At 71.5% G+C, this 23,725-nt stretch carries 21 protein-coding genes; 12 read left to right on the top strand and 9 right to left on the bottom strand.

The features are described from left to right. The first annotated feature begins 175 nt into the window (after positions 1 to 175). The 3 genes from panB (at position 176) to ACIG3E_RS10900 (ending at position 3,162) form a co-directional block, all read left to right on the top strand. Positions 176 to 1,057, top strand: coding sequence for a 3-methyl-2-oxobutanoate hydroxymethyltransferase (panB, locus tag ACIG3E_RS10890; protein WP_399613975.1), 882 nt, complete (start codon positions 176 to 178; stop codon positions 1,055 to 1,057). 216 nt (positions 1,058 to 1,273) lie between these two features. Next, entirely contained in the window at positions 1,274 to 2,311 is a 1,038-nt protein-coding gene (locus ACIG3E_RS10895; RefSeq protein ID WP_399613978.1) for an ATP-binding cassette domain-containing protein, read from the top strand. Beyond that, entirely contained in the window at positions 2,308 to 3,162 is an 855-nt protein-coding gene (locus ACIG3E_RS10900; RefSeq protein ID WP_399613981.1) for an ABC transporter permease, read from the top strand. The genes ACIG3E_RS10895 and ACIG3E_RS10900 overlap by 4 nt, the downstream gene beginning before the upstream one ends. Positions 3,163 to 3,217: 55 nt before the next feature. On the opposite strand, the gene ACIG3E_RS10905 is transcribed toward ACIG3E_RS10900, so the two are convergent. Further along, positions 3,218 to 6,562, bottom strand: a complete 3,345-nt coding sequence (locus tag ACIG3E_RS10905) for an AfsR/SARP family transcriptional regulator (protein ID WP_399613983.1) — start codon at positions 6,560 to 6,562, stop codon at positions 3,218 to 3,220. Between the two features lie 212 nt (positions 6,563 to 6,774). Between ACIG3E_RS10905 and ACIG3E_RS10910 the strand changes: the two genes are divergently transcribed. Next, complete coding sequence (locus ACIG3E_RS10910) at positions 6,775 to 7,569, top strand: site-2 protease family protein (RefSeq protein ID WP_399613986.1); 795 nt, start codon at positions 6,775 to 6,777, stop codon at positions 7,567 to 7,569. Here ACIG3E_RS10910 and ACIG3E_RS10915 read toward each other — a convergent pair. The 3 genes from ACIG3E_RS10915 to ACIG3E_RS10925 are packed head-to-tail and all read right to left on the bottom strand — an operon-like array spanning position 7,559 to position 9,681. Continuing rightward, on the bottom strand, positions 7,559 to 7,819 hold the full coding sequence (locus tag ACIG3E_RS10915) for a hypothetical protein (protein ID WP_399613989.1): 261 nt from the start codon (positions 7,817 to 7,819) through the stop codon (positions 7,559 to 7,561). The two genes, ACIG3E_RS10910 and ACIG3E_RS10915, sit on opposite strands and share 11 nt — an antisense overlap. A 35-nt stretch (positions 7,820 to 7,854) precedes the next feature. Then, a complete protein-coding gene (npdG, locus tag ACIG3E_RS10920; protein WP_399613991.1) occupies positions 7,855 to 8,559 on the bottom strand; it encodes an NADPH-dependent F420 reductase in 705 nt (234 codons plus the stop codon). 36 nt (positions 8,560 to 8,595) lie between these two features. Further along, positions 8,596 to 9,681 carry an exo-alpha-sialidase gene (locus ACIG3E_RS10925; protein WP_399613994.1) on the bottom strand — a complete coding sequence of 362 codons (1,086 nt, stop codon included), beginning with the start codon at positions 9,679 to 9,681 and terminating at the stop codon, positions 8,596 to 8,598. A gap of 80 nt (positions 9,682 to 9,761) precedes the next feature. Between ACIG3E_RS10925 and ACIG3E_RS10930 the strand changes: the two genes are divergently transcribed. The 3 genes from ACIG3E_RS10930 (at position 9,762) to ACIG3E_RS10940 (ending at position 12,589) form a co-directional block, all read left to right on the top strand. After that, on the top strand, positions 9,762 to 10,373 hold the full coding sequence (locus ACIG3E_RS10930) for a hypothetical protein (protein WP_399613996.1): 612 nt from the start codon (positions 9,762 to 9,764) through the stop codon (positions 10,371 to 10,373). Positions 10,374 to 10,505: 132 nt separating this feature from the next. Next, a complete protein-coding gene (locus tag ACIG3E_RS10935) occupies positions 10,506 to 11,765 on the top strand; it encodes an MFS transporter (RefSeq protein WP_399613999.1) in 1,260 nt (419 codons plus the stop codon). Positions 11,766 to 12,160: 395 nt separating this feature from the next. Continuing rightward, the gene (locus ACIG3E_RS10940) at positions 12,161 to 12,589 is read left to right on the top strand and encodes a DUF5990 family protein (RefSeq protein WP_399614001.1); all 429 of its coding nucleotides are present in this window, start codon (positions 12,161 to 12,163) and stop codon (positions 12,587 to 12,589) included. Between the two features lie 192 nt (positions 12,590 to 12,781). Here the strand turns inward: ACIG3E_RS10940 and ACIG3E_RS10945 are convergent, their stop codons facing one another. Further along, positions 12,782 to 13,417: a DUF305 domain-containing protein gene (locus tag ACIG3E_RS10945; RefSeq protein ID WP_399614004.1), complete on the bottom strand. Its 636-nt coding sequence runs from the start codon at positions 13,415 to 13,417 to the stop codon at positions 12,782 to 12,784. Positions 13,418 to 13,447: 30 nt separating this feature from the next. Then, on the bottom strand, positions 13,448 to 14,119 hold the full coding sequence (locus ACIG3E_RS10950; protein WP_399614007.1) for a DUF3105 domain-containing protein: 672 nt from the start codon (positions 14,117 to 14,119) through the stop codon (positions 13,448 to 13,450). A gap of 318 nt (positions 14,120 to 14,437) precedes the next feature. Here ACIG3E_RS10950 and ACIG3E_RS10955 point away from each other — a divergent pair, with 318 nt between their 5' ends. Further along, positions 14,438 to 14,926, top strand: coding sequence for an RrF2 family transcriptional regulator (locus ACIG3E_RS10955; RefSeq protein ID WP_399614010.1), 489 nt, complete (start codon positions 14,438 to 14,440; stop codon positions 14,924 to 14,926). Here the strand turns inward: ACIG3E_RS10955 and ACIG3E_RS10960 are convergent. Further along, a complete protein-coding gene (locus ACIG3E_RS10960; RefSeq protein WP_399614013.1) occupies positions 14,821 to 16,110 on the bottom strand; it encodes a globin domain-containing protein in 1,290 nt (429 codons plus the stop codon). The genes ACIG3E_RS10955 and ACIG3E_RS10960 overlap by 106 nt on opposite strands. A gap of 301 nt (positions 16,111 to 16,411) precedes the next feature. Here ACIG3E_RS10960 and glnA point away from each other — a divergent pair, with 301 nt between their 5' ends. From glnA to ACIG3E_RS10980, 4 genes are all read left to right on the top strand, one after another. Continuing rightward, the gene (gene glnA, locus ACIG3E_RS10965; RefSeq protein ID WP_138966394.1) at positions 16,412 to 17,773 is read left to right on the top strand and encodes a type I glutamate--ammonia ligase; all 1,362 of its coding nucleotides are present in this window, start codon (positions 16,412 to 16,414) and stop codon (positions 17,771 to 17,773) included. Positions 17,774 to 18,089: 316 nt separating this feature from the next. Next, on the top strand, positions 18,090 to 19,205 hold the full coding sequence (locus tag ACIG3E_RS10970) for a hypothetical protein (protein ID WP_399614015.1): 1,116 nt from the start codon (positions 18,090 to 18,092) through the stop codon (positions 19,203 to 19,205). Positions 19,206 to 19,473: 268 nt separating this feature from the next. Then, a complete protein-coding gene (locus tag ACIG3E_RS10975; RefSeq protein WP_399614018.1) occupies positions 19,474 to 20,172 on the top strand; it encodes a hypothetical protein in 699 nt (232 codons plus the stop codon). A 178-nt stretch (positions 20,173 to 20,350) separates the two neighbouring features. Then, positions 20,351 to 20,599, top strand: a complete 249-nt coding sequence (locus tag ACIG3E_RS10980) for a hypothetical protein (protein ID WP_399614021.1) — start codon at positions 20,351 to 20,353, stop codon at positions 20,597 to 20,599. 293 nt (positions 20,600 to 20,892) lie between these two features. Here ACIG3E_RS10980 and ACIG3E_RS10985 read toward each other — a convergent pair whose 3' ends face one another. Beyond that, the gene (locus ACIG3E_RS10985; RefSeq protein ID WP_399614023.1) at positions 20,893 to 23,013 is read right to left on the bottom strand and encodes a tetratricopeptide repeat protein; all 2,121 of its coding nucleotides are present in this window, start codon (positions 23,011 to 23,013) and stop codon (positions 20,893 to 20,895) included. Continuing rightward, the gene (locus ACIG3E_RS10990) at positions 23,010 to 23,420 is read right to left on the bottom strand and encodes a hypothetical protein (RefSeq protein ID WP_399614025.1); all 411 of its coding nucleotides are present in this window, start codon (positions 23,418 to 23,420) and stop codon (positions 23,010 to 23,012) included. The genes ACIG3E_RS10985 and ACIG3E_RS10990 overlap by 4 nt, the downstream gene beginning before the upstream one ends. Positions 23,421 to 23,725 lie beyond the last annotated feature (305 nt).

The raw sequence follows: 23,725 nt of genomic DNA on the forward strand, positions 1-23,725 counted from the left end.
GAAAGGCTTTGCCAGGCCTTTCCCGGAAGGACACCCAGGAACACCCCCGTCCATCACGCGTCTCCACAACGGCCGAAAAGGACCCCTCTAGCGCCCGGGCGGCACGCGATGCCACCATGGACGTGATCCGGGGACGCCGTCAGGGCGCCTCGAGACGACAGAAGGAGCCGTTGCGATGACGCAGCTTTCGGCTGCCCAGAGCCCTGCCCAGAACGGGCGGAAGACCGACAGCAGCAAGGCGCTGTACGGCGGCAAGGGCACACGCCGCATCACGGTCCGCGACATCACCGCCGCCAAGGAGCGCGGCGAGAAGTGGCCCATGCTCACCGCGTACGACGCGATGACCGCGTCCGTCTTCGACGAGGCCGGGATCCCGGTCATGCTCGTCGGCGACTCGGCGGGCAACTGCCACCTGGGGTACGACACCACCGTGCCCGTCACCCTCGACGAGATCACCATGCTCTCGGCGGCCGTCGTACGGGGCACGAGCCGCGCCCTGATCGTCGCCGACCTGCCGTTCGGCTCATACCAGGAAGGGCCGGTCCAGGCCCTGCGGTCCGCGACGCGCCTGGTCAAGGAGGCGGGCGTCGGCGCGGTCAAGCTGGAGGGCGGCGAGCGCTCGCTGGCCCAGACCGAACTGCTCGTGCAGTCCGGCATCCCGGTCATGTCCCACCTGGGGCTCACGCCGCAGTCCGTGCACACCATGGGCTACCGCGTCCAGGGCCGCAGCGAGGAGGCGGCGCACCAGCTGGTGCGCGACGCCAAGGCCGCCGAGGCCGCGGGCGCCTTCGCCGTGGTGCTCGAACTCGTACCGACCGAGCTCGCCGCCGAGGTCACGCGCTCGCTGCACATCCCGACCGTCGGCATCGGCGCGGGCGTCGACTGCGACGCGCAGGTCCTGGTGTGGACGGACATGCTGGGCCTCACCGGCGGGAAGATGCCGCGCTTCGTGAAGCAGTACGCCGATCTGCGCGGGGTGATGGGCGACGCCGCGAAGGCGTTCGCCGAGGACGTGGTCGGCGGGGCGTTCCCAGCCGCGGAGCACTCCGTCCGCTAGTCCGGAGCGCCGACCGGCGCTCGTTTCGAGCCACTGTGGCACTGACGGCAGCCCGCCGACCGTCCCCCGTCGGCGGGCTGCCGGGCCCGGCAGAGTGGATCTGTCGGTTTCCGGTGGATGCCCATCGGTGTCCATCGGTGTCTGTCGGTGCCGCTGTCGTCCGCCTGTAGGAAGTCTGTCGGCGCGTTGTCGGTGGCTGCTGCTCTCATGGAGGGCATGACACGCATCGAGAACACCCCCCGACGGGGAGCGAGCGGCGCGGCGAGTGCCGTCTCGGTACGGGGGCTGGTCAAGCACTACGGCGAGACCAAGGCGCTGGACGGCGTCGACCTGGACGTCCGCGAGGGCACGGTCCTCGGCGTCCTGGGGCCGAACGGCGCCGGCAAGACCACGCTCGTACGCTGCCTCTCCACCCTGATCACCCCCGACTCCGGCAGCGCCGTCGTCGCGGGCTACGACGTGCTGCGCCAGCCGCGCCAGCTGCGCCGCGTCATCGGCCTCACCGGCCAGTACGCGTCGGTGGACGAGAAGCTCTCGGGCTACGACAACCTGTACATGATCGGGCGGCTGCTCGACCTGCCCCGCAAGGAGGCCCGCACGCGGGCCCACGCCCTCCTGGAGCGCTTCTCCCTCACGGAGGCCGCCAAGCGCCCGGTGCGGACGTACTCCGGCGGCATGCGCCGCCGCCTCGACCTCGCGGCGTCGATGATCGGCAGCCCGGCCGTGCTGTATCTGGACGAGCCCACCACGGGCCTCGACCCCCGCACGCGCAACGAGGTCTGGGACGAGGTCCGGCGCATGGTCCGCGAGGACGGCGTCACCGTCCTGCTGACCACCCAGTACATGGAGGAGGCCGAGCAGCTCGCCAGCGAGCTCACGGTCATCGACCGCGGCCGCGTGGTCGCGGGCGGCAGCATCGGCGAGCTGAAGGCGAAGGTCGGCGGCCGCACCCTGCGGATCCGCCCGACCGACCCGGCGCAGCTGCGCCCCACGGCGCTCGCGCTCGACGAGGCGGGCCTGACCGGCCTCGCCACCACGACCGTGGACACCGAGGGCGGCACGGTCCTCGTGCCGATCCTCAGCGACGAACAGCTCACGGCGGTCGTCGGCGTGCTCAGCGCGCGCGGCATCACGCTCGCCGACATCGCCACCGAACTGCCCAGCCTGGACGAGGTGTTCCTGTCCCTGACCGGCCACAAGGCCGGTCTCACGGACGACGCCGCGACCACCGAGTACGAGGAGGTCGCCGCATGAGCGCGACCGCAGTCAAGGCGCCCCCCGCGCCCCAGGGCCAGGCCGTCCCGCTCACGGACCAGGCCGACACCCGCATCGGCCTGCGCGCGTTCGCGCGGCACACCGGCGCCCTGGTGCGCCGCAATCTGCTGTGGATCAAGCAGGACGTGGAGTCGATGTTCGACGCCGTCCTGATGCCGATCGTCTTCACGCTCCTGTTCGTGTACGTCTTCGGCGGCTCCGTCGGCCAGGCGCTCGGCGGCGGTCGCGAGGAGTACATCCAGTACGTCATCCCCGGCCTGATGGCCATGATGGGGATGAACATGGCCATGGGCGTGGGCACCGGCTTCAACCAGGACTTCCAGACCGGTGTCATGGACCGCTTCCGGTCGCTGCCGATCGGGCGCTCCTCGGTCATGATCGCCAAGATCGTGGTCGAGCTCATGCGCATGCTGGTCGCCACCGGGATCCTGTTCATCGTCGCCCTGTGCATCGGCTTCTCCGTGGAGAGCGTCCCCGGTCTGTTCGCGGCCGTCGGCCTCGCCATGGTCTTCGGGATAGGCCTGATGTGGATCTTCCTCACCATGGGCGTCGTGATGAAGAGCGCCCAGGCCATTCAGGGAATGGGATTCCTGGTGCTGCTGCCGCTGCAGTTCGGCTCGTCGATCTTCGCGCCGACCGACTCCATGCCCGGCTGGCTCCAGGCGTTCACGGACTACAACCCGCTGTCGTCCCTCGCGGACGCCGCGCGCGGCCTGATGAACGGCGGCCTGCCGGTGGCCCACGACATCTGGGTGACGCTGATCTGGTCGGTGGCCCTGACGGCGGTCATGGCGCCGATAGCGATCCACAAGTTCCGTACGAAGACGTGACGTCGGCAGTTCCGTACGACGACGTGACGTCGGCGGCGCCCGCCCGGCGCGGGCGTCACAGGCCCGCTGCCGCGACGGCCTCCTCCCAGGTGAGGCCGGAGCCCTCGGCGTACGCGGCGGCGTAGGCCGGGTCGCCGAGGGGCGTCCGGACCGCGTGCTCGGCGGCCGTGCGCACCTCCCGCTCGAAGACGGTCCGCACGTGGCCGGGCGGCAGCTGTCCGTCGGCCACCGCAAGGAGGCGCGCCGCGACGGCGGCCCGGCCCGGGTCGGTGCGGGCGAGCGCGTGGGCCACGGTCCCCAGATGGATGGCGAGCAGCTGCGGGGCCACGATCTGCGACAGCGGGTCGGCGGCCTTCTCCAGGGTCGCGCGGGCGCCCGCGAGCGCGGCCTCATAACGGCCCTCGATGGTGTCGAGCCAGGCGCTGACGGCGAGTACCGTACCGTCGAAGACGGCGAAGCCGACGGCCTTGAACTCCTTGCGCAGCAGCGTCAGCTGGTCGCGGGCCTCGCGGACCCGGCCGCGCATGCCGAGCAGTCCGATGAGGAAGATGCGGGCGGCGGGCAGCGCCCCGTCAAGGCGGCCCACGCTGTCGTCCACGACGCGCCGCAGCAGCCGCTCGCCGCGCTCGGTCTCGCCCAGTTCGACGAAGACCGCGCCGAGCCGGGCCGTCAGGAGGGACACCTGCGTCTTGGCGCCGAGCGCCTCGGCGTGGGCGATGGCGGCCGCGAAGTCCTCGGCGGCGCGCGGGAAGGCGCCGCGCCGCTCATGGGCCTCCGCGCGCGAGGACAGCGCCTCGGCCATGCCCCAGGTGTCGCCGAGCCGGGTGAAGATCTCCAGGGCCTCGTCGGCGTCGCGCCAGGCGTCGCCCGCCCAGTCGACGCGGTTGGCCAGGACGTTGGCGCGCCACTGCAGGGCCCCGGCCAGCTCCCAGGTGTAGCCGAAGTCGCGGCAGGCGGCGACGGTCCGGTCCACGATCTCCCGGACCCGGTGGACGTCGCCGCTCAGCAGGACGGCGTAGAACCACAGGCTCCCGGGGTTCCGGCAGGTCTGCGGCAGGCCCGGCCGGTAGGCCTCGCGGATGGCGCGCAGCTTCTCCTCGGCCCGGGGGGTCTGCCAGGCGTCCGGGTCCATGTCCATGCAGGACATGTGCACCAGGTGCACCCCGCGCCGGGCCTCTTGGAGCACCTCGGGCCGCATCGGCGGCGGGGCGTCGGTGCAGCGCTCGTGCAGCGGCTCCACCGGCGCGACCGGCTCCGCGAACGGGTCGGGCCCGAGCGCCATCACCTCGCGGGACCAGTGTCTGACCTCGGTGCGCAGGTCCCGCATCAGCCAGAACCAGGACAGGGAGTGCACCAGGCACAGCGCCTCGTGCTCGTCGCGGGCGGCGACGGCGCGGCGCAGCGCGGTGCGCAGGTTCTCGTACTCGCTCTCCAGGAGCGAGACGGCCGCGCGCTGGCCGTGGCCGCGCAGCTCGGGGTCGGTGCGGCGGGCCAGCTCCCGGAAGTGGGTGAGGTGCGCGCGCTCGGTCGCGGCCCGCTCCCCCGACTCGTCGAGCCGCTCGACGGCGTACTCGTAGACGGTCTCGAGCAGGCGGTAGCGCATGCCGCCGCCCGCGGCCGAAGGGGCGGCCACCACCAGGGACTTGTCGACGAGGGAGCCGAGCAGGTCGGGCACGTCGCGCGGGTCGACCTCGACGTCCCCGGCCCCGGGGGCGGCGCACACCGCCTCCGCCGCGGCGAGGTCGCAGCCGCCCGCGCAGACCGCGAGGCGGCGCAGGACGGCCCGCTCGGAGCGGTCGAGGAGGTCCCAGGACCAGTCGACGACGGCGCGCAGGGTCTGCTGGCGCGGCAGGACCGTGCGGGCGCCGTTCGTCAGGAGCCGGAAGCGGTCGTCGAGCCGGTCGGCTATCTGGCGCGGCGTGAGCATCCGCAGGCGGGCCGCCGCCAGCTCGATGGCCAGCGGGAGCCCGTCGAGGCGCGCGCAGATCTCGGCGGCGGCCTCCGGGTCGTCCGTCACCCGGAAGCCCGGGCGCGCCGCCTGCCCCCGGTCGGCGAGCAGCCGAAGGGCGAAGGGCTCCGGCAGCGGGCCGACGGGGCGCAGCGCCTCGCCGGGGACGCCGAGGGGTTCGCGGCTGGTGGCGAGGACGGTCAGGCCGGGGCAGGCCGCGAGGAGCCGCTCGGCGAGGTGGGCGGCGCCGTCGATGACGTGCTCGCAGTTGTCGAGGATGAGCAGCATGCGGCGGGGCGCGCAGTACTCGGTGAGCCTGAGGACCGGGTCGTCGCCGAGCCGCTCCGCCGCCGCGCGCAGCTCCTCCGCGCCCGCGCCGCGCAGCACGGTCTCGCGGGCGCCGAGCGCGGTGAGCACGGCCTCCGGCACGCCCTCCGGGTCGTCCAGGGGCGCGAGTTCGGCGAGCCACACCCCGTCCGGGGCCTCGATCCCCTCGGCGGCCTCCTGGGAGAGCCGGGTCTTCCCGGCCCCGCCGGGGCCGACCAGGGTGACGAGCCGGGCCCGCCGCAGGTCCTGCCGGATGGCGTCGATGTCGTCCGCGCGGCCGACGAAGGAGGTGAGCCGGACGCGGAGGTTGCCGGGGGCGGCCGCTCCCGATGCCCGCGCGGCGGCTGTCGGCTCCTCGCCCGCGCGCTCCTGCCCGGCGGCGGGCCCGGCGTGCTCCGCGGCCGCGCCGGGGCGCAGCAACTCCTCGTGCAGGGCGCGCAGTTCGGGCCCCGGGTCGGTGCCGAGGCGGTCCGCGAGGAGGCGGCGGACGTCGTCGTAGGCGGCGAGGGCCTCCGCGGCGCGGCCCGCCGCGCGCAGGGCGCGCAGGCGCAGCGCCTGGAGCGGCTCGTCGAGCGGGTGCGTGTCGCACAGGGCGGTGATCTCGGGCAGGGCGTCCTCGGCCCGGCCGAGGGCGACGGCCGCCGCGAGGCGGGCGCGCCGGGCCTCCAGGCGCCGGGCCGCCCAGCGGGAGGCGTGCGCGGCGTGGTCGGGCAGATCGGCGAAGGCGTCCCCGTGCCACAGCGCGAGCGCGTCGTCGAGGACGACGGCCGCCTTGGCCGGGTCGCCGTCGGCGAGGGCGCGCGTGCCCTCGCCGACGAGGCGCTCGAAGCGGTGCGCGTCCACGTCGTCGGGCGCCGCCCGCAGTTGGTAGCCGCCGTCCACCGAGGCGACGGCCTCCGCGCCGAGCGCCCGGCGCAACCGGCCCACCAGGGCCTGCAGCGCGCCGGCGGCGTCGGCCGGGGTCTGCTCGCCCCACACCTCGTCGACCAGGACGGCCACCGGGACGGTCCGCCCCGGCCGCAGCGCGAGCGCCGCGAGCAGGGCACGCAGTCGGGCACCACCGACGGCGGCGAGGGTGCCGTCGGGGCGCAGGGCCCGGGTGATGCCTAGAACGCGATATCGCACGCCCCCATTGTCGCCGTTCGCGCTCCGGACCCGGTTCCAGGCTCCGCCCGGGGGCCGCGGGGCCCTCGTGCCCGCCCCGTGGAACCACCTCGCCGTCGCCGGACGTTCACGTACTCCTGCTGTACGGTCGGGCACGCCGCGCAGGCCGCAGGCCTGCCGCCCGCCCGTCGGCGGGCGTACGGCTACCGCACGAACCTCAGGAGCCCCGCACCATGACCGGCCACTCCCACGGCGACCGCCGGGTCAGCCCCGTCTTCCTCGGCATCGCGGCCGTCACCGCGGTGAGCGGCTGGGCGGCCTGGACCGGCTTCGCGGACAACCCCGGCTTCGCCGTCTTCCTGTTCGTGACGGCGGCCTGGGTGGTGTCGCTGTGCCTGCACGAGTACGCGCACGCGCGCACCGCCCTGCACGGTGGCGACATCTCCGTCGGGGCGAAGGGCTATCTGACCCTCAACCCGCTGAAGTACACGCACGCGCTGCTCAGCATCGTGCTGCCCGTGCTCTTCGTGGTCATGGGCGGCATCGGTCTGCCCGGCGGCGCCGTGTTCATCGAGCGCGGGCGGATCCGGGGCCGCTGGCGGCACAGCCTGATCTCGGCGGCGGGCCCGCTGACGAACGTGCTGTTCGCGATCGTGTGCACGGCCCCGTTCTGGCTGGACGCGCTCGACGGCGTGCCGGACACGTTCCGCTACGCCCTGGCGTTCCTCGCGCTGCTCCAGGTGACGGCGGCGATCCTGAACTTCCTGCCGATCCCGGGCCTGGACGGCTACGGCGTCATCGAGCCGTGGCTGTCGTACGCGGTCCGCCGCCAGGTGGAGCCCTTCGCGCCGTTCGGCCTGCTCGCGGTGTTCGGCATCCTGTGGATCCCGGAGGTCAACGACGCCTTCTTCGACGCGGTGGACGCGATCCTGCGCGGCCTCGGCGTGGAGGAGTGGGACACCTACTGGGGTCAGCGGCTCTACCGCTTCTGGCAGGGCACCCCGGACATCCCCGAGATCACCGGCTAGCGGCGGCCTCGCGCGCCGCCCGCTCCAGCTTGGCCCGGCGGACGTAGTACCAGGTCATGTTGGACGACAGACCGGCCAGCAGGATCCATACGATGCCGAGCAGGCTGCCCTGGACGAAGGAGACCACGGCGGCGGCGACGGCCAGGACGCAGACGACGAGGGTGTACAGCGCTAGGCGGGGCATGGGGTTCGGCTCCTGATCACAGCAACACGGCATTCCGGACGGACGTACCGCACCAGTGTCCCCCATGCCCCGCCCGCCGGAGCACAGCCCTAGGGCCTGTCCTAGACGTCGGTGACCCGGAGCCCCGCGTGCGCCTTGTAGCGCCGGTTGACGGAGATCAGGTTGGCGACGAGGGACTCCACCTGGTGGGCGTTGCGCAGGCGCCCGGCGAAGACGCCCCGCATGCCGGGGATGCGGGCGGCGAGCGCCTGCACCAGGTCCGTGTCGGCGCGGCTCTCGCCGAGCACCATCACGTCGGTGTCGATCTCCTCGATCGAGGCGTCCTGGAGCAGCACGGCCGACAGGTGGTGGAAGGCGGCCGTCACCCGCGCCTCGGGGAGCAGCGCGGCGGCCTGCTCGGCGGCGCTGCCCTCCTCGGGCTTGAGGGCGTACGCGCCCTTCTTGTCGAAGCCGAGCGGGTTCACGCAGTCGATCACGAGCTTGCCCGCGAGCGGCTCGCGCAGCGCCTCGAGGGTCTTGGCGTGGCCGTCCCACGGCACGGCGACGATCACGATGTCGCTGCGCCGCGCGCACTCGGCGTTGTCCGCGCCCTCGACGCCGAGGCCGAGCTCGGCGGCCGCGGCCTCGGCGCGCTCGGCCGCGCGCGAGCCGATGATCACCTTCTGTCCGGCGCGGGCGAGGCGGTAGGCGAGGCCGCGCCCCTGGTCGCCGGTGCCGCCGAGGACCCCGACGACGAGCCCGGACACGTCGGGCAGGTCCCAGGGGTCCTTGGTGGGCGTCTTCTGCACACTTTCCGTGGAAGTCATGGTCAGACCCTACGTCCGCGGCCGCGGCGGCCGCGTTCAGGTGAGCCGGTCGAGCGGCACCCTGCGGAAGGTGATCGTCTCGTACGCGCCGAAGTCCCCGGTCTCGTACAGGAGTCCGACGGTGTCCTCGTCGAGGCGTACGAGGTCGGAGTAGGCGGCGGGCAGCCCGTCGACGGTGTGCACGGGCTGCCAGGTGGTGCCGTCGTCGTCGCTCTTGTGGATGGTCATCCGGGCGCGGAAGCCGGGGTCGGCGGGCCCGGAGAAGAGCAGCACGTCGGGGTCGCGCAGCTGGAGCACGCTGCACTCGACGACGGGTCCGGTCAGACAGGACTGCGGCCGAAACGGCTTGACGAGGCTCGCGCCGCCGTCGCGGGAGTGGGCGTCGGCGCGGTTGCCGGGGGCCGGTGAGTCGTTGCGGGTGTTGAAGTAGACGCGGCCGTCGGGCAGTTCGGCGGCGGTGGTCTCGTTGACGTTGATGTAGCCGTTGGTGTTGTCGTCGACGTAGCCGATGCGCCAGGTCTGGCCGAGGTTGTCGCTCAGCAGGCAGTGCCCGCCGTTGTACCGGCCCTCGGTGCCGTTGTCCGTGCCGGTGGGCGGCAGCGAGTGGTTGGCGGGGACGACGATCCGGCCGCCGCCGAGCTGGATCGCGTGGCCCGGCGTGGTCGCGTACCAGCGCCAGTCGGCCCGCTTCACCTGCTTGGTGATCTCCCGGGGCACCGACCAGGTGAGGCCGTCGTCGTCGCTGTGCTGCACCCAGACCCTGCGGCCGTCCGCCGCGGCCACCCGGCCGCGCCTGATGGCGTCCTCGGAGGCCGCGGCCGCGTTCCTGACCTGGACGAGCAGGACCCGCCCGGTGTCGAGGACGACGGGCGCCGGATTGCCCGCGAGGTCCGTGCCGTTGGCTCCGACGACCTGGAGCGGGCCCCAGGTGCGGCCGCCGTCGGTGGACCGCTTCAGCACGATGTCGATGTTCCCGAAGTCCTCCTGCGACCCGACGCGGCCCTCGCAGAAGGCGAGGACGGAGCCGTCGTGCGTGACGACGACCGCCGGGATGCGGAAGCTGGCGTACCCTTCGCGGCCCGCCCGGAACGGTACGGACGCCTCAACTGTCTCCACTGCCATCCCCGCCCCTTCCCCACCTCGGGGGAATTCATGGTGAACTGCGGCTGTACGAATGACTTGTTGAGGCAGTATGCGCCTCCATGGACGCGGTACGGGTCGCGCTGCTGCGCGAAGTTCTGAACGGCACCGAGTGGCCGGACGCCACGCGGCGCTTCGCCGGGGCCCTGCGCGCCGGTGTGGTGCCGCACGGCGGGGGCCTGCTCCTGGTGGGCACGCCCGAGTACGAGCCGTGGCACCTGGCCGCGCACCTCACCGACGAGGCCGCCTGGTCCGGCACGCCCGAGCTGACGCCCACGCTCGTGCGCCACCGGCCGCGGGCCGGGGCGCCCGCGCACCTGTCGGTGGGGCTCGGCCGCGTCGAGGCCGCGCGGCGCGGCGAGACGCTGCTCGTGGTGGCGCCCGGCACGCCCGCGCCCGGGCTGCTGTCCCGCGTCCACGACGCGCGGCGCGCGGGCGCGACGGTCTTCGCGCTCGGCCCGGACACGGGCGCGGGCGACGAGCTCGGGGCGCTCGCCCACGAGGCGCTCACCGTGCCGCGCGACGGCGACCTCGACCTGGACACGGTGCAGCACCTGGTGAGCGCGGCGACGGGCGAGAACAGCCTGCCCGCGCCCCGGGGACGCCGCCGCGTACGCGACCGCCTCTCACGCCTTGCGGACCAGCTGACGGCTCCACCACCGACGCGGTGGTGAGCGCGGGGCCGACGGGCGTGGGGGGCTGCGGGCGTGGTGCGGGTCTACGAGCGTGGCGTACGGGCATCGGGGTGGCGGGCGGGGGAGAAATCGTTTGCGGGGCGTCGCCCGGCCCGCTGACCATGTCCCCTTGTGAAACGAATCGCCGCGATACTGCCCGACCTCTCCCCCTGGCGCTCCAGCCGGGACTTCCGGCTCCTCTGGGTCCAGGGCCTGGTCACCTACTTCGGCAGCTTCATGGCGCTGATCGCCCTGCCGCTCCAGATCAAGCACCTCACCGACTCGCCGCTCGCGGTCGGGGCGATGGGCGCGGTCGAGCTGGTCCCGCTGATCGTCTGCGGCCTGTACGGCGGGGCGCTCGCCGACGCGGTGGACCGGCGCAAGGTGATCCTCCTGACCGAGGCCGCGCTCGGCGTGCTCGCCCTCGTCCTGTTCGTCAACGCGCTGCTGCCGCAGCCGCTCCTGTGGCCCCTGTACCTGGTGGCGGCCGGGGTCTCCGGGCTCGCCGGGCTCCAGCGCCCCGCGCTCGACTCGCTCCTCGCCAGGATCGTGCCGCACGACCAGCTCACGGCCGCCGCCGCGCTCAACTCGCTGCGCTGGAACGTCGGCGCCATCGCCGGGCCCGCCCTCGCCGGGGTCGTCGTGGCCTACGCCGGGCACGCCAGCGCGTACGCGGTCACGGTCGTCGGCTTCGCCGTCTCCGTGGCGCTGTGCACCCGGCTCTCGCCCGCGCCCGCCGCGCACGGCGCGCGGAAGCCGTCGCTGCGGGGGCTCGCGGAGGGGGCGCGGTACGCGTGGTCGCGGCCCGTGCTCCTCGGCACCTACGCCATCGACGGGGCGGCCATGGTCTTCGCCTTCCCCAACACGATCTTCCCGTTCCTCGCGGACGACCTGGACGCGGAGTGGTCGCTCGGCCTGATGTACGCCGCCGGGGCCGTCGGGTCGCTGCTGCTCAGCCTCACCAGTGGGTGGACGTCTCGGGTACGGCGGCACGGGGTGCTCGTGGTGTGCGGGGCGGCCGGATGGGGGCTCGCCATCACGGTGGCGGGGCTCCTGTCGAACGTGTGGCTCGTCCTGGTCGCCCTCGCGCTCGCCGGGGCGGGCGACACGCTCAGCGGTCTGGCCCGCAGCACCATCTGGAACCAGACCATCCCCGACGAGCTGCGGGGGCGGCTCGCGGGGATCGAGGTCCTCTCCTACAGCGTCGGGCCGCAGCTCGGGCAGGTGCGGGCCGGGGCGGCGGCCGGGTGGACGGGGGCCCGGTCGGCCATCTGGTCCGGCGGGCTCGTCTGCGTGGGCGCGGTGGGCGCGCTGTGCGCGGTGCTCCCGGCTCTGCTCTCCTACGACTCCCGCACGGACGAGGACGCCACGCGCCGGGCCGCTGCCGCTTAGCCCGAACGGCACGGGCCCCGGCCCCAGCTGCGGCCCCGACCTCTGCTTGGCCCTGCCCCTGCCTCAACGGTGACTCCGCACCCAGGGCTGTGCCCACCCTTCCCAAGCTCTCGGCTCCGCGCGAGCAGGGGATGCCCCACGCGCCCCGCGGGACGATTGCCCACAGCGCAGAGCCGGGGTCGGCAGCCAGCGGCACCGCGCTGCGCGCGGCTGGCGCGGTCCCACCCAGTCGCCCCCACCCGGGACGGGAGTCCAAAGGGCACCACCCGCAAGCGCACCGCGTCGGGGCAGGCCCGGCAAGGCCGAGGTGTCGCGGGTGGGCGGGTGGGAGAAGCCCGCCGCGGTAGCGGTGGGGGCGGGGGGCGTTGTCAGAGGGGCGTGGTGCCATGGGAGGCATGACTCAGAAGCTGGTGTTGCGGGTGGTGGGGCGGGAGCTGCCGGGGGCGGAGTGCGGGGAGTTCCGGGACGTGCACGTGGCGGTGCAGCGGGGCAGGGAGCCCGAGGGCCCGGTCCGCGGGGACGCGCCCGAGGCGGTGTGGGAGTTCGAGGTGGCGATGGCCCCCGCGCCCGACGGCTCGCCCGACTTCAAGGGCCCGTACGCGCAGGGCAAGCGGGGAGGGCGGTTCTTCTACCTGACGTGGGGCGAGCTGCCGCCCGGCGGCGGCTTCGCGATGTTCCGCCGCGCCAAGCTGTTCTTCGCGGACCTCCCCGAGGAGGTGCTCGAGGCCGGGGCGGGCGTCGCCGAGCTGGGGCTCACGGACGGCGCGGGGATGCCGCTGTGCGCGGCGGTGCGCCCACCGCGCGTGACGTGGCGAGCGGGCTGACCCGGGCCCGGTCCGCAGCGGGTCCGGGCTGCTATAGGCCTGGGCCGCAACGGGCCCGGGCCGCTATGGGTCCGGGTCACTCCGGATCCGGGGCGCTCTGGATCTGGGCCGCAGTGGGTCCCGGCCACTGCGGGCCGGGGGTCGCTCTGGGTCCGGCCCGCCCGGGGGCGGAGCCCTGGGGCTGGTGGAGGGCTAAGGCTTTGCGTCCCGCGCCTTCAAGAGGTCCGCCATCAGCTTGACCTCGGACTCCTGGGACTCCACCATCCCTTGCGCGAGCCGCCGCTCAACCGGCACCGCGCACCGCTCCACGCACCCCCGCGCCATGTGGATGCCGCCCTTGTGGTGGGCGGTCATCAGCCGGAGGTAGTAGATCTCCGCCTTGCGGCCGTTGAGCTTCGCGAGCCGCTTCATCTGCGCGTTCGTCGCCATCCCTGGCATCAGCGCGCCGTCGTCGCCAGCCGGGGCGTCGCCCATGCCCATCCACTTCATGGGCGCGTCCTCGGACACCTTGGGCAGCGCCCACAGGTCGAGCCAGCCGAGCATCATGCCGCGCTGGTTGGCCTGGGTCTGCGCGATGTCGTAGGCGAGCCTGCGGATCTCCTCGTTCTTCGTGCGGTCGCGGACGACGTACGACATCTCCACGGCCTGCTGGTGGTGCACGGACATGTCACGGGCGAAGCCCGCGTCCGCGGAGGTGCTCGGCGGCACGCCGTCGGCGCGGGAGCCCGAGCTGGGGGGCTCGTCGTCGGCGGCCATGGCGGCCGTGATGCCGCCCGCCGCGAGCACCGCGCCCAGGACGGCGCCGGTCAGCCAGTCGCTGCGCTTCATCACTGCCCCATCCCCGTCCTCATGGACGTGTCACTGCCCCTTGCCGTTGGTGCAGGCGGCACCCGGCTCGGGGGTCTGCTTGCCCTGGACGTACGTGGAGAAGAACGAGCCGACCTTCGCGTCGTCCGCGCCCGTGATCGCCCGCTGGTGGCCCCAGGCCGTGAGCAGCAGCGGCTCCTTCTGCTTCTTGACCGGGCTCATCAGCGAGTACGGCGTCTTCTTCACCTTCGCCTCGAGCTTCTTCAAGTCGGCGGGCTTCGCCTGGTCGTTGTACGTCACCCAGACCGAGCCGTGTTCGAGGGAGTGCACGGCGTTCTCGTTCGGGATCTCGTTCTGGTAGACGTCGCCGTTGCAGTTCATCCACACCTGGTTGTGGTTGCCGCCCACCGGCGGCGTCACCGGGTACTTCACCTTGCCCGTGACGTGGGTGCGGCCCAGCTTCTTGGCGTCCCAGACCTTCTCGCCGTCCTTGGTCCTGGTGAACTTCGCCACGGCCGCCGCGTCGCCCGCCTTGCCCGAGTCATCGTCGTCGTCGGCCTGCGACACCAGGAAGTAGCCGCCGATGCCGAGTGCCGCGACGATGACCGCGCTCAGGGTGATGGTGAGTGCGCGGGCGCGGCGCTCGCGGGCGACTTCGGCGCGCCGCATCTCCGCTATTCGGGCCTTGCGTTCGGCGCTGCTCGTCTTCTTGGCGGAACCCATGGTGTGTCCTTCTGCGGAAAGGGACGGATCGGATGGGTCGAACAGGGGGCGTTGCGAGTGCGTTGATCGTAGCCCGCGTGCCGCCGAGCGGAAGGGCCGCTCCTCCAATCTCCCAAATCCAGCGCGGGCGGCGCCCCTTGGCCGTCGCCATCCGGCCGACCGCGCGCGGGGACGGGGACGGGCGCCGCCGACCCCTCCCGGAGGCGGCGGCCGCGGCGGCGCGCAGCGGCCGGTCCGGGCCGCGCCGCTCCCGGGGCCCCGCCGCCCGCCCGCCTCGAAAATTTGAACCCCTCATGCGCATTCCCTACGCTGCGCGACATGCGGCTCCTGCACTCCACCGACCTGGCCCTGCGCATGCTCATGCGCCTGGCCGTCGCGGACGCGTCGGGCCGCCGCCACGGGGACGCGCCCGCGACCGGCGCCGCCCCCACCACCCGCCGGGTGGCCGAGGACATGGCCGTCCCCTACACGCACGCCGCGAAGGTCGCCGCGCGCCTGACGCACCTCGGCCTCGTCGAGGCCCGCCGCGGCAGGGGCGGCGGGCTCGTGCTCACCGAGGCGGGGCGCACCGCGTCCGTCGGGGCGCTGGTCCGCGAGTTCGAGGGCGACGGGGACGTCGTGGACTGCGAGGGCGCGACGCCCTGCCCGCTGAACTCGGGGTGCCGGCTGCGGGGCGCGCTGCGCCGCGCGCAGGAGGCGTTCTACGCCACCCTCGACCCGCTGACCGTCGAGGACATCGTGGCCTCGCCGACGGGGCCGCTGCTGCTCGGGCTCGCGAGCCACAGGTCGGGGCCGAAGACCTCGTAGTGGACGGCGGCGGGCGCGACCCCCTTGGCGAGGAGCTGGGAGCGTACGGCCTTCATGAAGGGCAGCGGCCCGCACAGGTACGCGTGCGTGCCGGGCGGCACCGGCAGGGCGGTCAGGTCCACGCGGCCCGTGCGGTCGGCGGGGTGGCCCGGCTCCGGGCGCTCGTACCAGAAGTGGGCCGTGGCGCCCGGCAGCGCGGCCGCGTGCGCGCGGTGGGCGGCGCGCAGCGCGTGGTCGGTGGGGGAGCGGTCGGCGTGCACGACGGTGACCGGGCCGCGGTGCCCGGCGGCCGCGAGCTGTTCGAGCATCGCGACCATGGGCGTGACGCCGATGCCCGCGGAGGCGAGAAGGAGCGGCGCGGGCGTGTGGCCGTCCGGGCCGCGCAGGACGCTGTCGTCGAGGACGAGGTCGCCGTAGGGGGCGGAGATCCGCAGCCGGTCGCCCACCTCCACGCGCGCGTGGAGGTGGGCGGAGACCTCGCCGTCGGGCCCGGCGCCGCCCCGGACCCGCTTCACGCTGATCTGCCGCACGTCCGTGCCCGCCAGCCCTGACAGGCTGTACTGGCGTATCTGCCGGGCCCCGTCCGCGAGCTCGACCTGCACGGACACGTACTGGCCCGCGCGGAAGGCGGGCGGGGGCGTCCCGTCGGCCGGGCGCAGCCGGAAGGTGGCGACGTCCGCCGTCTCCTCGATCCGCTCCACCACGTCCCACGCGCGCAGGGCGTCCGCGCCCGCCGTACTGCCCCGCTCGGCGTAAAGGCGGGCCTCGATCGCGATGAGGGCGTTCGCCATCAGCCAGTACACCTCGTCCCAGGCGGCCGCCACCCGGGGCGTGGCCGCGTCGCCGAGGACCTCGGCGATGGCGGCGAGCAGGTGCCGGTGGACCGTCTCGTACTGACCGGGCGCGACGCCCAGGGACGCGTGCTTGTGCGCGATGCGGGCGAGCATCACGTCGGGCCGCTCGTCCGGGCGGTCCACGAGGTGCGCGGCGAAGGCGGCGATGGACCCGGCGAGGGCCCGGCGCTGGGTGCCCGCGGCCTGGTTGCCCCGGTTGAAGAGGTCCCGGAGCAGCTCCGGGTGGGCGGCGAAGAGCCGGTCGTAGAAGCGGGCGGTGATGTCCTCGATGGCGGCCCCGACGGCGGGCAGCGTGGCGCGGACGGCGGCGGCGGACTGGTCGGACAGCAAGGTGCCTCCTCTCGCGGGACGAGCGTCCCGGCGCGCGCGGCGCGGCGCCCCGGCCCCCGCGGAACCGGGGCACGGCTCCGCACGGGAACCGGAGCCCGGCCCGCGTAAAACTTGCATCTGAGATACCACTTTAAGCGGATGGTCCGACGCGGCTGTCACCGCCTCCGGGGAACCGTGCAGTATGGGCGATGAGCGGCCGCAACGCGCGTGAAACCGTGTGGTGGGATGCTCATGTGCCGGGGCGACGTCCCATGGCTTGGGAGCAGCCGGTTCCGACCAGCAAGGATGGGTGGAAGTCGAGATGGACAAGCAGCAGGAGTTCGTGCTCCGCACTCTGGAGGAGCGCGACATCCGGTTCGTGCGCCTGTGGTTCACGGACGTACTCGGCTTCCTGAAGTCGGTCGCGGTCGCCCCCGCCGAGCTGGAGCAGGCCTTCGACGAGGGCATCGGCTTCGACGGCTCGGCCATCGAGGGCTTCGCCCGCGTCTACGAGTCCGACATGATCGCCAAGCCGGACCCGTCCACCTTCCAGGTGCTTCCCTGGCGCGCGGAGGCGCCGGGCACGGCCCGGATGTTCTGCGACATCCTGATGCCGGACGGCTCCCCGTCCTTCGCCGACCCGCGCTACGTCCTCAAGCGCGCCCTCGCCAAGACCTCCGACCTCGGCTTCACCTTCTACACGCATCCCGAGATCGAGTTCTTCCTCCTGAAGGACCGGCCCCTGGACGGCTCGCGCCCCACCCCCGCCGACACCAGCGGCTACTTCGACCACACCCCGCAGAACGTGGGCATGGACTTCCGCCGCCAGGCCATCACGATGCTCGAATCCATGGGCATCTCGGTCGAGTTCAGCCACCACGAGGGCGGGCCCGGGCAGCAGGAGATCGACCTGCGCTACGCGGACGCGCTCTCCACGGCGGACAACATCATGACGTTCCGCCTGGTCATGAAGCAGGTGGCCCTGGAGCAGGGCGTCCAGGCGACGTTCATGCCGAAGCCGTTCTCCGAGCACCCCGGCTCCGGCATGCACACGCACCTGTCCCTCTTCGAGGGCGACCGCAACGCGTTCTACGAGTCCGGCGCCGAGTACCAGCTCTCCAAGGTCGGCCGCTCCTTCATCGCGGGCCTCCTGAAGCACGCCGCCGAGATCTCCGCGGTCACCAACCAGTGGGTCAACTCCTACAAGCGCATCTGGGGCGGCTCCGAGCGCACCGCGGGCGCGGGCGGCGAGGCCCCCTCGTACATCTGCTGGGGCCACAACAACCGCTCGGCCCTCATCCGCGTGCCCATGTACAAGCCCGGCAAGACCGGCTCGGCCCGCGTCGAGGTCCGCTCCCTCGACTCCGGCGCCAACCCCTACCTCGCCTACGCGGTCCTGCTCGCCGCAGGCCTCAAGGGCATCGAGGAGGGCTACGAACTCCCGCCGGGCGCCGACGACGACGTCTGGGCCCTCCGCGACGCCGAACGCCGCGCCCTCGGCATCGAACCCCTCCCGCAGAACCTCGGCGAGGCGATCCACCTCATGGAACGCTCCGAACTGGTCGCGGAGACCCTCGGCGAGCACGTCTACGATTTCTTCCTGCGCAACAAGAAGCAGGAGTGGGAGGAGTACCGCTCTGAGGTCACCGCCTTCGAGCTGCGGAAGAACCTGCCGGTGCTGTAAGCGCGGGCCAGAACGCCTTTCGGGCCGCCTTTCGGTGAGGGGGCACGGTCACCGACCGTGCCCCCTCACCGCCGTCCGCCTGCCTCTGGACCCGCTACCGGGTCGACTCTTCTTCAGGGAGGGGCAGATGGCGGCCTCGGAGCCCGGGACCTGTACGCGTACACGTTGATCGTGTGGTGCGACAACGGCATGCGCCAGGGGTCGAGTATTCCCTTTCGTGATCCTTTTGGCCCGTTCCGGCCTCATAGCAGGGCCTCCGTGGCCGCTACGTTCACCCCCGACCGGACACACACGTGACTAGGGGGAATGGGCAACGATGCGTTCCATAGGACCCGTCAGTCGCGTCGGCAGATCGCTCACGGCAGTGACCGCTACGGTGGCCGCCTGTGCGGTCACCGCCGTGGGCCTCGCCGCCTCACCGGCTGCCGCGGCACCCACCAACACGTCATCGCCCCGGGCAGGCGACACCTGTACGGCGGCCGACCTCGGCACGCGTCACCCGTACATCAAGACCACCGAAGTGGCGCCGACGATCACCCACTTCAAGGGCTGGTACGTCACCGAGGGCACCACCGGCCAGCAGACCGTCACCACGAGCACCCAGACGACCATCTCGGTCTCCGCGGGCACCAAGAAGGTCACCGGTACGTACGGGAGCCTCAACTGCAACCGTGTCCAAGGGGGCGACGGCAGTTGGGCGTTGAAGTGGATCGAAGGGCCCGGCGGCGGCAACTTCACCACCTACACCACCCTTGAGGAAGGCGCGGTGCGCTGCCAGGACCAGGTGCCCCCGGGCAGCATCATGGCCAAGGCGCAGACCCTCCTCGACTGCGGCTCGGCCGCCGCGAAGGCCGAGCACCCGGCGGGTGCGGTCGCGCCGACGGCGAAGCAGAAGCGGGACCGCCTCGTGCAGCGCCCGGCCCGCACCGGCGGCACGCCCGCCGGACAGCCCAAGGCCACTGGGCGTGGCGCGCGGGCCGCTCTCGACTGCCAGGCCGAGGTCTACAAGATCGCCGTACCCGGCAAGCCCCTGTCCTGGGGCGCGCCGGTCCTGGCGTCCGACGGTGTCCGCCTGCGGCCCTCGTCGATCTTCAGCGCCCACCTGGACAACTGGCGCCTGTGCAACGTGACGGAGCGCAACGGAGTCATCGAGGCGTTCCTGTGGAACTGGGGCAACGGCGGGTGCGCGATCATCGCCGCGCAGAACCCGGCCACCGAACGGGCGGTCCTGCAGACGCTCCCCTGCGCGGAGGACGACCTCCAGCGGTTCTACATCTACCGCGACGTACCCGGCAGCCCGAAGATCGGTGTGCAGAACAAGTACACCGGCTCCATGATGGGCTACGACCGGTACGCGGACGGGGAGTTCATACGCCAGTACTCCAGCGGCAGGCAGGACGGCACGGGCACGTACGACCTGACCCGAGTCTGACGCCCCACACCTCGTGAGCGGCCCCGCACGTGCCCCCCTGACCTCCCGCTCTCGTGCGGGGCCTCTGTACCCCTGCTCCGGGCCCGGCCTTGTTTCCTTGCGGCGGTGGCTCCGGGGCTGGTTGCGGTTCGGAGCGGGGTACGTCGGACTGGCTCGGCAAGAAGGAGAACAACCGTATCGAGCTCGACTCCTGGCTGCCCCTACGTACGCGGAGGCGGAGCGTGAGGAAGCCAACGCCCTGCTGGCGCTGACGTACCAGGGCGCGGCGATGGTTCTCGGCAAGCTCGGGGAGAACGAACTCGCGTGGATGGCCGCTGACCGCGGACTGGCCGCCGCTCAGCAGAGCGGCAACAACGTGATTACGGGATCGCTCTTCCGCTCCGTGACTCACTGCCTGCTGTCGACCGGACGATACGAGACCGCCGTACAGCTCGTGGGCGACGCGGCCGGATTCCTGGAACCAGGACTCAGCGAAGCGACGCCCTCGTTCCTGTCCGTCTACGGGACCTTGTTCCTTGCCGGGTCGATGGCGGCCGCCCGTGCGGAGGACCGCGCGACGACCCAGGCCTTCCTGCGCGAGGCGGAAGCGACGGCAATGCGGCTCGGCTCCGACGCCAACCACATATGGACCGCCTTCGGCCCCACCAACGTCGCCATCCACAAGGTGGCCACGGCCGGGGAACTCGGAGACTTCCAGGTCGCCTCCGACCTCGGCGCGCAGATCGACACGAGCGGCCTGCCCGTCGAGCGCCGGGTACGCCATGACCTCGAAGTGGCGCGGGCCCTCACCGCCCGAAACCGCACCGACGAAGCGCTCGCCGTGGTCCTCGAAGCCGAACAGCTGGCCCCCGAGCAGGTCAGGCACCACTACATGAGCCGCGAGCTCGTACTCGGCTGGGTTCGCGGCACGCGAGGTCGGCCGAGCAGCTCCGTGGCCGACCTGGCCGACAGGCTTCGAGTCGTATGAGGTGGTTAGGCTCGGTCACGTGAGCGAGACCGAGAACGAACACGAGGCGAAGATGGCGCGCCCGCGCATGGCCGCGTCATGCTCCTTGAGCCGACGTACAAGGACTATCGGGACATCCCGGTTGGTATGTCGACGCCAGGAGTCCCCTCTGTAGATGTGGACGGGAGGTCCGCGAGGAGTGGGCATCACGCCCAGGACCGGCCGTCTGCTTGCTGTCGACTGGGCCCCCAGCCCTGCTGAAGGTGACAAGGTGCTGTACCTCTTCGACGGCGGTCTTCTACCCGCACGCCTTCAGGAGCAGATCCAGTTGCAGCGTCCCGAGATCAGGGCGTACGCCTTCCACAGCCTCGACGACGTCGACTCCCTGACGATTCCACGCTTCGCACGTCGGGTCGGGGCTGCCGTGATCGCTCGCAGCGAGGGTTAGGTGGCCCACCTGGAGCACGGTCAGCATCCAAAGCGGTAGGGGCCGGAAGCAGCCCGTGGATATCCGCCGACTGCCCCCGAGTTCATGAGGTGCCCGCATCCGAAACGCTCTGCGCGAGGTCACTCACGGTACGCAGGATGCCTCGGCCGACGTCGGTCAGAATCATCGCAACAGTGCCCGCGTTTGGGACCGGTAATGCCTCTGGCCTGGGCGTATGGGGTGCCCGCTCTACGGTCTTGGAAACCGTCACACTCCCAGGGAGTACAACGTTCTCCACTCCATCAAGAAGCTCTCTAAGATTCTCGATATTGCTTCAGGAGCTCTTTTGTTTCAAGCGTCCACGGGTGGTTTGGCCCGAGGGTCACGGTCCGAGCTTCTGCAACCTCTTTCAGGTGCTCAATTGCTTCAGTGTTGTGGCCGAGCGCATGCAGAATCATGCCTAGTGTGTATCGGGCGTTCAGGGTAATGGGGTAATTTGAACCAAAGCGTTGCGTGAATTTCACAAAGGTGGAGCGAATATACGGCAAGGCCTCTACCGGTCGCCCGATGCGATTGAGCGTAAAAGCGTAGTTGAGTTCTGCCGCAAGCGTAATAGTGTGGTCTTCTCCGATCTTGCGACGGCATTCCCTGACTAAGTTTGACTCGGCGTCCACATCTCTCGGTCGAGTGGACTCTCCGAGCAGGTCCGTCCGTGCGATAAGTGTAAGAGGGTGCCAGGGGCCGAGTGCTCGAAAGTATCCGTCTGCTGCTCGCCGGAACAGTGAAATTCCATCCGATGCCTGATCAAGGTTGAATAGTGGCTTGGCTAGCCTTCTGCAAGCCGCCAAGGTGTCCGGTGCTTCTATTCCTAGCACCCTTTCGCACTGCTCTAGAATCCTCCGCAACAGCGTCTCGGACTCCCTGAATCGCCCAAGTCGGAAAAGAGCATGTCCTACACGTTGGTGCAACCTGATAAGCCAAATATTATCTTCGCTGAGTTGCGATCCAACTAGCTCCACAGCGTCACTTCCAAGGCTGAGCGCGGAGGCATAGTCGCCAGCCCTGTGAATCGCGATGACTAACCGGAGGGCGCACTCTGCCACAGCTTCCACTACCGAGTGGCTGGCCCCCCAGCTCGCCGCCCTCTGCAGAAGTGCGATCACATGCGGCGCGAGCAGGTTCACCCGGGGGTCCTGCGCTCCTCGGTCGGGCACCTCTGGCAAGAGAGCAAGGCATAAGTGTGCAGCAGTGAAGCAGAGTTGCTCACGCTGGTCAGCAGGTGTGGCTCGGGCCACGCTGTCGAGGAGCACGCCATGGGTGCGTAGGCAGCGCACCTGCCCAGGCACTAGCTCGGTAAGGGAGTGATCAAGTAGGCCACGCAGGGCCGATTCGACGTGAGACGCCGGGAGTTCCTCGCCAATTTCGGCCCCGAGCATGACTGACAACGGCAATGGGTCGCTGGACCAACAAGCGAGAAGCCGCAGAAGGTGACCCGCTTCAGGTAGGCCTCCTGCCGCTAGGGTATCTAGGGAAAGTTGCCAAGTGCGACTGGGTAGGTATCGAGAATCGCCACCGATGGCCGTGGCGCCTTGTTCGAGGAGTTCGATGGGGTCAAGGCCAGTGCTGCCGTCGAGACGGCGACCGTAGTCGGCAAGGCTCCACGGGGCAATCACCTGATGGGCGAGGAATCCGCCAGCGAGGGTGAGAGCCAGAGGTAGTCTTCCGAGGCGGTCGGCGACTTCCGCGGCGTCCTCGAATGAGCCGGCGTGGGGTGCAAAATCACGCAGAACCAGGGCTGCATCCTCACGTGGGAGTACGCCGAATTGAAGCAATTCTGCCCCGGGCCACCAGTGAGCTGCCGCATGGCGGGTCGTGACGACAGTGGTGCCGGTGGGGCTGGTGCGCAGCCAGCCGCCGTCACGGAGGATAGCGGGGGTGTCGGCATTGTCGAGGACCAGGAGCCAGGGTTGGTCGGAGCGGTCAAGATAGTGCCAAACGAGATCGGCGGCGGGGCGTAGTCCGCTGCGTGCTCCCATCAGTTCACCGTCGGTGGCTCCGCGGTCGGCTGCAACGGCAAGCATGCCTGCGCGTAGGGAGGCGGGGTCGGAAGCGTTGACCCACAGTCCGATTCGGTTGGCCTGGTGGGTGGCATGCTGGAAGAGTGCGTAGGCAACGGCGGTCTTGCCGCAGCCGCCCAGGCCGTGGAGGACATAGACCCTGTTGCCGACGCCGGGCTCGACGGCGGCGTGCAGCCGGTCCATCTCTCCGACGCGGTCGCGGAGGACCACGGGGGCGCGGCCGATTGCTGGACGGCGTACGGAGTCCGGCCCCGACCAATCAGGGGCGTGGTGGTGGTGCTCAATGAAGTGCTGGTCACCGGAGGCTTGATAGATGCGGCCCTGGCCGTCGGCCCGGGCATCGTTGTGGTTGCTCATCGGCGGTCGAAGTTCTGGTCTCGCCCGGCCTGGTAGATCCGGGCATGGCCGGAAGCGGTGGCGTGCTGGGAGACTGAGGTATCGGCTGGTGCGAGCGTCTGCAGCTCGTTGACGAGCGTGCGAAGCGCTTCAACTTCTTCGGGGTGTGTCACCAGTAGCCGTCGGATGCGGCCACGCCACTCTGTGTCCAAGTCGTCCCGGGATTCGAGGTCTCCACCGGCCTGAGCAGCTAGCAGGTCTGTTCGGGTCACGTCGAGCTCGGCGGAGATCCCCTCGGCTCGATCTGGCTCAGCGCGGCGCCACAATGAGGCAATGCCGTCTCGGGCTCGTTGCCAGGCTTCGGTAGTCAACAAGGTGACCAGGGTTGTGCCCGCCGTACCCGCCAGTGCGGCCGTCTCTGGATCCATGAACTCACCCCTCCTAGAGGGTAGTTATCTGTGATCCCAGAGTAGCCAGGATGCTTGGCGGCTGCATGATCTTGTGCATGTATTGGACACTGGATAGGTGGCCAACACTTAATGACAGTTCCGAGGAGCGGCACCACTTTCGGTAGCCCCTGCGTTTCCTGGTTCGTCACTGGGCCGTCAGCGGTCGACCCAGAGCGATCAACAACGACCATCCATGACCTTCCGACTGCTGGTCACGGGGGATGGAGCCCTGGTTGCGGCAAGTGGCCGCTGGCGCTCATTAGTTCCTGCAAAGCAAGAAGCAG

The sequence above is a fragment of the Streptomyces sp. NPDC053474 genome (assembly GCF_044544845.1).
Lineage (GTDB): Bacteria > Actinomycetota > Actinomycetes > Streptomycetales > Streptomycetaceae > Streptomyces.